The sequence below is a fragment of the Pseudonocardia oroxyli genome, from assembly GCF_900102195.1.
Taxonomy (GTDB): domain Bacteria; phylum Actinomycetota; class Actinomycetes; order Mycobacteriales; family Pseudonocardiaceae; genus Pseudonocardia; species Pseudonocardia oroxyli.
This window is the reverse complement of sequence record NZ_FNBE01000003.1, coordinates 422,504-432,159: the sequence shown is the minus strand read 5'-3', so window position 1 is coordinate 432,159 and position 9,656 is coordinate 422,504. Positions and strand designations below refer to the sequence as shown.

Sequence of the window (9,656 nt, the reverse complement as noted above, 5' to 3'; positions counted from 1 at the left end):
GCGCGGGCGGAGCTGGTCGAGGCCGGGGTGGAGGTGATCGACCGCGACCTGGTGACCTGGCCTGCAGCCCGGCTCGACGATCACGGCATCGACGCGGCCGAGCATGCGTCGTGTCCCGGGCACGCGGCCTACCTTGGCCACAGCTTCGGGATCGGCGAGCGTCAGCCGGTGGCGGTGTTCGTGTGCCGGGACGTGCTCGCCCTCGGTCACGTGGATGCCACCCGGGCCCCGGCGGGGCAGGGCAGGAGGTTGTCGGAGGACGAGAAGGCGGCGCGGCGGGTGGTAGTGGAGCGGAACAAGCAGTGGCGTTCGGCGACGGTTGTGCGTCGGGAATGGTTGCGAGCGTTCGCTGCCCGGAAGACGGCGCCGGTGGGTGCGGAGCGGTTCGTGCTGACCTGCCTGCTGGCCGGGGATCATCCGCTGCGGCAGGCGATGGAGGCCGGGTGGCCGCTGCTGCGCGACCTGCTCGGGCTCACGTCCGGGGAGTCGGATCGGTTCCGGCACGGTGCGCAGGTCGCGGTGTTGTTGGAGATGGTGGCGGCGGCGTCGCCGAAGCGGGCGCTGCTGTTGTGCGCGGCGGCGGTGCTGTGTGCATGGGAGGACCGCACCGGCCCGCACACCTGGCGCCACCACGGTGCGGACACGGCCCGGTATCTGGGGCAGATGGCGGAGTGGGGTTACGAGCTGTCGGAGATCGAGTCCTACGCCATCACCGGTGAAGAACCCGCTGCTGCAGCCGAGGTGTCGTCGGGGGAGTGAGGGGTCGGGCGACGTCGTGCAGTACCTCGTGCAGAGCTTGTGCTGCACGGTGCTGCACGACGTCGCCCCTGATCCGGCACCTGCACAGCGAACCCTGGACGCCGGGGCCGCCGGAGGGAGGAACGATCGTGAGCAGAGTCGGTGAAGCCGGGCGCCGCCTGACGGCGGCGGCCGAACGTGCCGTCGGTGCGGGGTTCTTGGTGTTCCCGGTGCGGCCGCGGGCGAAGACCCCAGCTGTCCCGGGCTGGGAGCAGGCGGCGACGCGCGATCTGGGGCAGGTAGCGCGATGGTGGCGGAGGGCGCCGTTCAACGTCGGGCTGGCGGTGGGCCGCAGCCGGGTCGTGGTGATCGACCTCGACCGCCCCAAGCCCGAGAGCGCGTCACCGGTGGCGTCGAACGGGCGGGACGCGTTGCGCCGGCTCGCCGACCACGCCCAGCAGGTCATCCCCGCGACGGCGTCGGTCCGTACCCCATCGGGCGGGACCCATCTGTACTTCCGGATGCCCGACGGGGTGGAACTGCGCAACAGCCAGGGACTCCTGGCGCCACTCATCGACACCCGCGGATCGGGCGGCTACGTGCTCGCCGCCGGATCGACGCTGGCATCGGGCCGCTACGTCGCCGATGGCGGGCAGATCGCGCTCCTACCCGCATGGCTCACCTCGTTGCTACTCCCGCCGCGTCCGATAGCTCCCGAGGCGGAGCTGGGCTTGAGCTCGACGCGGGCCACCGCGTATGTGAACGCGATCGTGGCAAGTGAGACCGCCGCCATCGTGAACGCAGCGGTGGGCACTCGACACACGACCCGGCTGCGCGCGGCCCGGTCGCTCGGGCGCCTCGTCGCCGGGGGCGAGCTCGATTTCGCCCGGGCGCGGTGGGCACTGCTTGAGGCTGCCCAGAGCCACCTGGGCGTGGACACCACGGCGCGCGAGATCGAACGCGATGTCAACGACGGGCTCGCCTACGGCGCCCGGAGGCCGCGACGGATCAGCCGGTCGTCGGCGATTTCCGACGACATCGGCCACGGAAAAGCGTCGGACCACTGATGATTGGTTATCTTCCGGGTGAAACGGGAGGAGACCACAGTGGCGGATGAGAATTCTGGGACGGCTGCCGCGTCGTCGGTGTTGTCGATTCAGGGTGAGCAGCAGGCCGATCAGCAGCAGGGGTATGTGCGGGCGTCGGATGAGGATGTCGATCTGTATGTCGACGGGGTGTCCGACGAGGTGATCATGTGCCGCGAACGGGGTCGGCACCTGTTCCCGACGATCCGGCAGGCCGGGATCCGGTTCGCCGAGGTCGACGGCGACGGCCTGTTCATCCGCCGACTGGTGTGCACCTGTTGCGATCTGGCGGTGCGGGTGGAGAAGTGGGAGGGCGCCCGCCGGGGTGGCCGGACCCGATTCGCCCGGGTCGCCTCGAGTTTGGAGTACCGGACCGGGGCGAAGGGCGAGGTGTATCTGGCGCCCGCGGGTCGCGGGCACATGACCCCACGCCAGATCGGGGACTCGGTTGCCTCGAAAGCCCTGGCCGGGCAGAGCCTCACCGAGCTGCGCAAGACGCTCAAGGCCGAGGCCAAGAAGGCCGCCAAGGCCAAGAAATCCTGACCCGGCGGGCCGAGCCTCCGGAGCTGGGTGGTCAGGTCGTGCGCAGCACGATCGCCCGGTGCCGGGTCGCGCCCGAGTCCACCCAGGACGCCGTGACGGTGCCCCGTGGCTCCGGGCCGGTGTGGGGGAGCAGGTGGCGGACCACCTCGATCCCGGCGACGTCGGTGGCGTCGGATGTGGGGTTCACGTGGACGGTGCGGTCCCCAGTGTCGGACTCCGACTGCGCCTGCGGGATCGCCTCGCCGCGAAGCAGCGCCGCCACCTGGGCGTGGAAGACGGGGTCGGTGGTGGCGTCGTAGGCGTAGCGGGTGCCGAGGACGCCGTGTTCCATCGTGCCGATCAGCGTGCCCTCGGCCGGGGCGCCCCGGTAGGTGAGCGGGACCAGGTACGCGTCCTCGGTGGGACCTGTGGTGTCGGTGACGATCATCAGCTCGATCCCCACCTCCCCAGCCGGGTCGTCGAGGCGGAACCCGCCGGCCTTGGCCAGCGTGGGGGTGTCGGTGCCGCGGTACCAGTCCTGTGTGGGCATCCAGGCGGTGAGCAGGTCGAGCTTTGACGGGGTCAGTGTGGTGCGATGGACGATGGCCACCGCGGCAGCCTGCCACAACCGCCACAGCTGCCACCGCCTGCTCGGGCCGCGGCGTCGCGGTGCGCGCCAGGCTACGGTGTCCACGCCCTGCTCGCGCAGCGCGCTGCCCGGCCCGCACACCGCGCGGCGCACGCCGATGGGCAGCGTGCATCCGGCGCATAGCTCGATCGCCGCGGAGCGGAGACTTCGGGCGGCGACGGCGCGGTCGCCGATGATCTCCTCGCCGGTCCCGTCGAACAGCTCCGCGATCGCGGAGTAGGCCGCCGCCTCGGCCGCCCGCAGCGCGCCACCGATCCGCGCGTGCCGTCTGATGGCGCGCGGCACCCGCCGTACTTCCCCTACGACGGGCGACCGCGCAGGCGAGAGCATACGCACGGTTCGAACAGATGTTCTAACACGATGCCGCTTGGACGGAAAGGTCGCCGACACGGTCCCCCGGATCACCCCTTGACGGCGCTCGGCCAGCCACAGCTCAGGCTCATGTCGATGCGGTCCGATCCGGGCGTCGCCCACCCCGAAGACAACCCTGATCTAGGTATGAGGTAGATCACGTACGAGCGAGTAGGTCGGCGCCATCAGAGAAGGATGGAGATCAGCTGGTCGTGGACGCGGTGTCGAGACAAGCGGAGCGCTGTGGACGACATCGACACTGGCGACCGGCCCCATCTAGCGCGATTCACCACGAGACGAGCTACTGGGAGCGGTCTCGGGCGTTCAAGGAGGCGCTCACGGTGAGCACGGCCCACTTCCCGCCCGTGCCCAGCACCCCTTCTGGAGGGCCGCCTCCACTCATCGGGGACGATGACCTCCGGAGGTCATCGGGGGTCGACTAGCGACGAGCTCTTGAACCGACTGGTCGCGGAGTATCCGGCCATCGTGGGCCCGGTCGGTGGGCGGGGCTCCGCCGTCACCTGGTTCCGGGACGCGTGGCCGCACCTCGACGCGGTGCATAGGGAGTCTGCCGACGGCCGGACCGTCGCGATGGCCATGATGTTGCTGCCGTTCCTGGTGGAGATCGAGGACTGGGCGGGTCTCTGCGAGGTGGCCGGTCGCGGGATCGCGGCGAATCCCGAGGAGGAGGACATCGCCGTGCGACTGCGCCAGGCGGTGGCGGCCGGACTGCAACGGAGCGGACGGTACGCAGAGGCTCGGGTGGTCCTGGAAGGCCTTCTCGAGCAGGCCACCGCCGCCGGAGACGAGGGAGCGCGCGCAGCGGAGATCGCGGTCGGCGGGGACCCGACCTCGGGTGGGGTGCTGCACGCGGTCACCTCCACCGCCCAACTCCAAGACGACGCCGACGCCGCGCACGGCATGGAACGCGCCGCCCTCCAGGCGATGAGCCTCGCGGCCGCGCACGCCACCGGCCGGTAGCCACCGCGGGTGCGGCGCGGTGCCCGTCCTCGGGTGCCGCGCCGCACCCTGCCGCATCCGTGCGCCGGGTCGCCGTGGTGGCCGTGGTGGCCGTTCGGAGTAGGGGAGGGGCGGGCTCGGGTGGTGGGTGGGGTTCTCCGGTGGTCGGGGTCGTGTGGGTCGCCCGGAGGTCAGCAGAACGGGTGCGGGGCGAGCGGGCGATGAACCGCGGCCGACCCATCCCGGTGAGACCACCGCTGCGGTGGGCGTCGTCGGGCGGCGGTCTGGGTGGGGGTGGTCTCACCGGGATGAGCCAGCCGGAACCCCCGCCCGTCCCCTGTGGGGACCCCACACCCGTCCTGCTGAGGCGGTGCCGCGCCCCACCCGCACCGACCACCGGAGAACCCCATGACCCACAACGGCGCCCCGCAGCCCGGCCCGCAGCTCTTTCCCGCCCGCCTCGACCGGCACGCCTTCGCCGCCATGACCGACCGCGAGTTCGACCTCTACTGCGAGCTCACCGAGCAGCTCCTCGCCGACGCCGGACCGCAGGCCACCGTCGCCGACGCCCTCCAGGCCCTGCCCGAGCTCGAGCCGCCCTTCTGAGCCCCGGCACCCACCGACCACCCCCGTCGAGGCTTCGGAGGCTCGTCATGACCGCACTCGCCGACCACGAGGTCCACACCCAGAACCGGCTCCGCCGAGCCCTCGGGCTCCCCACCGCCAGCGGCTACCTCTGGGACGGCCACGAACTCCACGCCCCCTGCCAGAGCTGCGGGCAGCTCCCGCCGCTCGCGCCGCCCCCGGCGCCGCCGCCGGGCCAGCCTGTCGTCGACATCGTCCCCGACCACCACGCACTGCGCACGGCTGCGCGGATCGTGGCCGCGCTGGTCGAGGTGATCGACCAGCGCCGACCGGTCAAGCAGGTGGCGGACTTCGTGCACCCCCGAGTCCTGCGCTACATGCACACCCTGCCCGTCGACCACCGTGGTTCGCGTGGGGGAGCTCGGCTGCTCACCCTGCACGCCGCCCAGCCCCACGAGGGAGCCGTGGAGATCGCCGCATCCGTCCGCGCACGTGGGCGCCGTCGCGCGCTCGCTGCTTCGGTCGCGCTGACGTCCGACTACGTCTGGGCTTGCCAGACGCTCCGCATCCTCTGAGGAGGCTCGACGTGGTGGCCCATCCTTGGACGTCTCAGACGGCCCGCCGTAGGACCGCGGCCGGGTCAGTCGCCTTGGTGTCAGCTATCGCGTTGGCGATCAGCTCCTCGATCACCTTGCCTGGCACGAGGTAGCGGGCGCGGATCCGAACGGCGGGGAACTCTCCACCGCGAATCGCTCGATACAGCGTCGAGGTGTCGATCCTGAGCAGCTCGGCTGCTTCGGGGACGGTCAGGAAGGTGCGGGCGGTGGGCATGGTCGCTCCTCGGTCGGGTTGAGCCGATCGTCGATCCTGCTCGTTCGGGACCCGTGTTCACCCGTTCGCGACCCGCTCAGCCTGCCGCTGCGCGTCGCGGCGGTCGGGGCATGCGTGCGGCGGCGACCTCCGCGGCTTTTCGGTCGGAGGCGGCGACCCATGCTGCGTAGACCTTGAGGGTCGTCGCGCCGCCTGCGCCGTGGCCGAGGCGGCCCGCGACGGTGCGCAGGTCGACGCCTGCGGTCAGCAGCTCGGTGGCGGAGTAGTGGCGAAGGGCGTGGATATGGGTGTCGATTCCTGCTCGTTCGGCCATGCCCTTGTAGCGCTGGGTGACGGCGTTGGGGGAGTAGGGCTGGGAGTGGTCCGGGGTTTGCAGCCCGGAGAAGACGAAGGTCTGGTCGGTGAGGGTGGTGCCGAGTGTTCGCAGTCGTTCGGCGACTCGTTCGCGGTGTTCTCGGAGCAGGGTGACGGTCTCGGAGTCGAGGGCGATGCGGCGTGCCTGGTGGGTCTTGGTGTCCTTCTCGCGGCCGCGGACCCAGGTACGGCGGATGTCGACGATCTCCTCGTCGAAGTCGATGCGGCCGAAGCGCAGGCCGCAGACCTCGGCCCGGCGCAGGCCCGTGGTCATGACGAGCCAGACGAGCGTGCCCCAGTCGTCGTCCATCGCGAACGCTCGCTCGAGCAGGAGTGCGGCCTGGCGGGACGAGGGTGGGTCGGGCTCGGGAGCCTTGGCGCGGGGGAGCCGGGCGCCACGGGAGATGTTCGTGTCGAGCCAGTCCCAGCGGACCGCCATTTCCATGGTGCCGCTGATGACCGCATGCATCTGCCGGACGGTGGAGACGGCGAGCGGGCGGCAGGTGTGCGCCGGAGGCTTGGGCGTGAGCTTCGGGTCGCTGCAGCGCAGTCGACAGCGCCGCAGGGAGACGTAGAGCTTCTCGAGGGTGCGAGGGTTCAGGTCGCGCAGCGGCGTGTCCCCGATCGCGGGGAGCAGGGTTCGGGTGAGGTAGCCCTGGTAGGTGTGGCGGGTGCTCTCCTCCACCTCGGTGGACTGGAGCCACTCGCCGGAGGCCTCGCGGAACGAGATCGAGCTCTCGACGGTTCGCGCCACATCGACACGCCGAAGTAGCCGGGTGAGTGCCTTCTCGGCTCTCTTGCGGGCGGTTGCGTCGGTGCCCGAGATGGTCTCGGTGAGGTAGGACCGGCGCCCGGTCACCGGGTCGTCGCCGGCCGAGACGCGCACCTGCAGCGACCGCCCGCGCACGCGGATCGCGCCGCGGCGGCGGGGGTCGGATGAAGGGTCGGCCAGGGCCATGAACGCAACGTAGGAGAAGCTCGTTCGCGAGTTCGTGGCCAAATTCGTGGCCAAGCGTCTGGGTCCTGATCATGAACCCTGCGTTCTGCCTGCTAGGTGTGGTGCCCCCGGTCAGATTCGAACTGACACTGGACGGATTTTGAGTCCGCTGCCTCTGCCGTTGGGCTACGGGGGCCCGTGAACTGCTGTGTTCTACCTCGCGTCGGCGCGAATCACACGACGCCGGCAACCAGGGTGCAACCCTATCGCCGGTACCCTGGTGGCTCGCGTTCGACCCGGATCTAAGGAGAACCCCCCGTGAGCCAGCCAGTGTCCGAGGACCAGTCGACCGAGGGCGGTCCCGCCGTCGGCTGGCGGGTGCTCGTGGTGGAGGACGAGGCGTTGATCCGTCTCGACCTGACCGAGATGCTCGGGGAAGAGGGCTACCAGATCGCCGGCGAGGCGCCGGACGGCGAGGCCGCGATCGAGATGGCGCGCGACCTGAAGCCCGATCTCGTGATCATGGACGTCAAGATGCCGAAGAAGGACGGCATCGAGGCGGCGGCCACGATCGTCGACGAGAAGATCGCCCCGGTCGTCATGCTGACCGCCTTCAGCCAGCGGGACCTCATCGAGCGGGCGCGGGACGCCGGGGCCATGGCCTACCTGGTCAAGCCCTTCGCCCGGCACGAGCTCGTCCCCGCGATCGAGCTGGCGGTCTCCCGGTTCGCCGAGAAGCGCGCCCTGGAGGACGAGGTCGCGTCCCTGCACGACCGCTTCGAGACCCGGAAGGTGATCGACCGGGCCAAGGGGCTGCTGCAGGCGAAGCAGAACATGACCGAGCCCGAGGCCTTCCGGTGGATCCAGCGCACCGCGATGGACCGCCGCACCACCATGAAGGCCGTCGCCGAGGCCGTCATCGAGGGTCTGGCCCCCGCCAAGGGCTGATCTGCGCCCGATCCCACCCGCGCAGACGGGGTCGTCCGGAGTCCCGGACGGCCCCGTTTCGCATTTCCGACCATTTCCGCAGGTCAGTGCACAGCACCCGTTACCCACCGGTAATGACCCTGCCGCTGGTGCGATCTTCGCCACGTGCTAAAGCGGAACCCGCTGGTCAGAGCCTCGCGGCTTGATAACGTTCTGATAACTTAACACCTTCGGTCATCATCTGGCGACCGTGCGTGACATCCGGTTGCGGTCTGGTAAAGCTGGCTCCGCTCGTGATGACTCCGCCCCTGCCGGTCCCCTAACGTCCGCCCCATTCGCGATGGCTGATCGCGGTTCGGCGGGTCTGTCGGGGGACCGCCAACGACGTGGTTTGCACGGAAGGACATGACATGAGTCGGACGCGGAAGGTCGCCACGACCGCCGCCCTGCTCGCCGGAGTGCTCGCGCTCTCCGCCTGCAGCACCAATCGGGAAGAGGCGTCGAGCGGCGGCGGGGGGTCCTGCGACACCAGCAAGGGCACCCTGGTCGTCGGGTTCGTCGCCCCGCTCTCCGGCAGCCTGTCGGCGCTGGGTCTGGGCATGAAGAACTCGACCGACCTCGCGGTCAACCAGGCCAACCAGGCCTGCAAGGTGCCCGGGTACCGCCTCGCGCTGCAGGCGGAGGACGACCAGGCCACCGCGCAGATCGCGGGCCAGGCGGCCACCAAGCTGGCGTCGGACCCGAACGTGGTCGGCGTCATCGGCACGCTGAACTCCTCCACGGCGCAGACCGTGGCCCCGATCCTGGCGCAGAAGAAGATCGTCGAGATCTCGCCTGCGAACACCAACCCGGCGCTGACCCAGGGTGACAACTACGCCACCGCGCCCGCGCGGCCGAACGCCACCTACTTCCGCACCGCGACCACGGACGCCATCCAGGGCCCGTTCGCCGCGCAGTTCCTCGTGCAGAAGCAGGGCAAGAAGAACATCGCCGTGATCGACGACGGCAAGACCTACGGCGCGGGCCTGGCGGACCAGTTCGCCGCCGAGGCGCAGAAGCTCGGCGCCACCATCGCCGCGCGGCTGAAGGTCGGCGAGAAGGACACCGACTTCTCGGGCGTCATCACCCAGATCCGCGGCGCGAACCCGGACGCCGTCTACTACGGCGGTGAGTACCCGGTCGCCGGTCCGCTGTCGAAGCAGCTGGCCGACGCGGGCCTCAACATCCCGCTGATGGGTGGGGACGGCATCGTCGACTCCACCTACGCCCAGCTCGGCGGCCGCGAGGGCGACTTCGCGACCAACGTCGGCGCCCCGCCGGAGCAGCAGCCCAGCGCCAAGGCGTTCATCGACGCCTACGCGGCGGCCGGCTACTCCGAGCCCTACTCGGCCTACGGCGCGCTGACCTACGACGCGGCCAACGTCCTCATCGACGGCCTGTCGAAGACCGTGGGCAACGGGACGTTCTCCGACGCCTCCCGGGACGGGCTGATCTCCGCGGTCCAGGCGACCAACCTGCAGGGTGCCACGGGCGCGATCTCGTTCGACCAGTTCGGCGACACCACCAACAAGGTGCTGACCGTCTACACGGTCCAGGGCGGCAAGTTCACGCCGCTGGAGACGGGCACGTACGCCGCCAGCTGACGTCGCCCTGACAGCAACGCGAGCGGGGACGGGACACCATCCCGTCCCCGCTCGTGCACGCAGAGGAGATCCCT

General features: G+C 70.6%; 10 protein-coding genes, 1 tRNA gene and 1 pseudogene. 8 read left to right on the top strand and 4 right to left on the bottom strand.

Features of this window, described 5'->3' with window-relative positions; all coding sequences use genetic code 11:
* The 3 genes and pseudogenes from BLS43_RS29855 to BLS43_RS06975 all read left to right on the top strand — a co-directional run.
* Window positions 1-759: pseudogene (locus tag BLS43_RS29855) on the top strand (hypothetical protein); the annotation flags it as partial.
* Between the two features lie 128 nt (window positions 760-887).
* Window positions 888-1,805: a bifunctional DNA primase/polymerase gene (locus BLS43_RS06980; RefSeq protein ID WP_245707339.1), complete on the top strand. Its 918-nt coding sequence runs from the start codon at window positions 888-890 to the stop codon at window positions 1,803-1,805.
* A 39-nt stretch (window positions 1,806-1,844) separates the two neighbouring features.
* Complete coding sequence (locus BLS43_RS06975) at window positions 1,845-2,366, top strand: hypothetical protein (protein ID WP_093078446.1); 522 nt, start codon at window positions 1,845-1,847, stop codon at window positions 2,364-2,366.
* Window positions 2,367-2,397: 31 nt separating this feature from the next.
* Here the strand turns inward: BLS43_RS06975 and BLS43_RS30450 are convergent, their stop codons facing one another.
* Entirely contained in the window at window positions 2,398-3,279 is an 882-nt protein-coding gene (locus tag BLS43_RS30450; RefSeq protein ID WP_093078443.1) for a maltokinase N-terminal cap-like domain-containing protein, read from the bottom strand.
* Between the two features lie 519 nt (window positions 3,280-3,798).
* Here BLS43_RS30450 and BLS43_RS06965 point away from each other — a divergent pair.
* The 3 genes from BLS43_RS06965 to BLS43_RS06955 all read left to right on the top strand — a co-directional run bounded on the left by BLS43_RS06965 (window position 3,799) and on the right by BLS43_RS06955 (window position 5,465).
* Complete coding sequence (locus BLS43_RS06965; RefSeq protein ID WP_093078440.1) at window positions 3,799-4,326, top strand: hypothetical protein; 528 nt, start codon at window positions 3,799-3,801, stop codon at window positions 4,324-4,326.
* Window positions 4,327-4,713: 387 nt separating this feature from the next.
* Entirely contained in the window at window positions 4,714-4,911 is a 198-nt protein-coding gene (locus tag BLS43_RS06960) for a hypothetical protein (RefSeq protein ID WP_093078437.1), read from the top strand.
* 47 nt (window positions 4,912-4,958) lie between these two features.
* Window positions 4,959-5,465: an Rv3235 family protein gene (locus BLS43_RS06955; protein WP_093078434.1), complete on the top strand. Its 507-nt coding sequence runs from the start codon at window positions 4,959-4,961 to the stop codon at window positions 5,463-5,465.
* Between the two features lie 34 nt (window positions 5,466-5,499).
* On the opposite strand, the gene BLS43_RS06950 is transcribed toward BLS43_RS06955, so the two are convergent.
* The 3 genes from BLS43_RS06950 to BLS43_RS06940 all read right to left on the bottom strand — a co-directional run bounded on the left by BLS43_RS06950 (window position 5,500) and on the right by BLS43_RS06940 (window position 7,208).
* On the bottom strand, window positions 5,500-5,721 hold the full coding sequence (locus BLS43_RS06950; protein ID WP_093078431.1) for a helix-turn-helix domain-containing protein: 222 nt from the start codon (window positions 5,719-5,721) through the stop codon (window positions 5,500-5,502).
* Between the two features lie 76 nt (window positions 5,722-5,797).
* Window positions 5,798-7,033: a site-specific integrase gene (locus tag BLS43_RS06945; protein WP_093078428.1), complete on the bottom strand. Its 1,236-nt coding sequence runs from the start codon at window positions 7,031-7,033 to the stop codon at window positions 5,798-5,800.
* 99 nt (window positions 7,034-7,132) lie between these two features.
* Window positions 7,133-7,208, bottom strand: a tRNA-Leu gene (locus BLS43_RS06940).
* A gap of 122 nt (window positions 7,209-7,330) precedes the next feature.
* Between BLS43_RS06940 and BLS43_RS06935 the strand changes: the two genes are divergently transcribed.
* Window positions 7,331-7,960: an ANTAR domain-containing response regulator gene (locus tag BLS43_RS06935; RefSeq protein WP_093078425.1), complete on the top strand. Its 630-nt coding sequence runs from the start codon at window positions 7,331-7,333 to the stop codon at window positions 7,958-7,960.
* Window positions 7,961-8,349: 389 nt separating this feature from the next.
* Window positions 8,350-9,582: a branched-chain amino acid ABC transporter substrate-binding protein gene (locus tag BLS43_RS06930; RefSeq protein ID WP_093078422.1), complete on the top strand. Its 1,233-nt coding sequence runs from the start codon at window positions 8,350-8,352 to the stop codon at window positions 9,580-9,582.
* The last annotated feature ends 74 nt before the right edge of the window (window positions 9,583-9,656 follow it).